The organism is Mesorhizobium sp. P3_A9, from assembly GCF_056402975.1.
The window spans coordinates 1-513 of record NZ_JBFUGJ010000851.1; the positions used below are offsets into that span (position 1 = coordinate 1).

Consider the following 513-nt stretch of genomic DNA (forward strand, 5'->3'; position numbering starts at 1 on the left):
GCTCGATCCTGATCCGCCGCAGCCTGGCCAAGGTCATCTCAAGCGAAGTGACCCACGAATTCCGCCCCGAAGGCGTGTTCGCCGAAATATCGATGCCGCTCGAAGATTTGTCGAAGTGACGCGCTAACTATCTTCTCCGCCATCCGGATCGTCAGGGCCGGGCTTTACGTTCTCACGATAGATGGCGTAGGCGGCGAGCGCCACCGCCGGGCCAAGTATGACACCCAGACCGCCTTTGCCTTTGAGCAGCGTCGGCAGCACGGCGAGAGCCGCTGCGATGCCGATCGCCTTCATATCGGCATTGCGCCGTCTGGCGCGGCGCCGTGCGCGCGAACCGGCCGATATCTGGTGGATGAGCAGGATGAGCCCGGCGATCACCAGGAAGCCGGCTCCAAAGCCGAGGCAGGCGGCCAGCGAGCCATAGCGGTCGGCAGCCCAGATATAGGCGGCCCCGAGCAGGAAGCCGAGACCGCAGAGCGCCATAAGCGCTGCGAACCCATAGACAATTGCCGC

At 64.1% G+C, this 513-nt stretch carries 1 protein-coding gene; it reads right to left on the reverse strand.

Annotated features, from left to right (window positions below; genetic code table 11):
- Nucleotides 1–123 precede the first annotated feature (123 nt).
- Nucleotides 124–513, reverse strand: a 390-nt coding sequence (locus tag AC1DX0_RS37105; RefSeq protein WP_477359696.1) for a hypothetical protein, incomplete at its 5' end; no start/stop codon positions are given.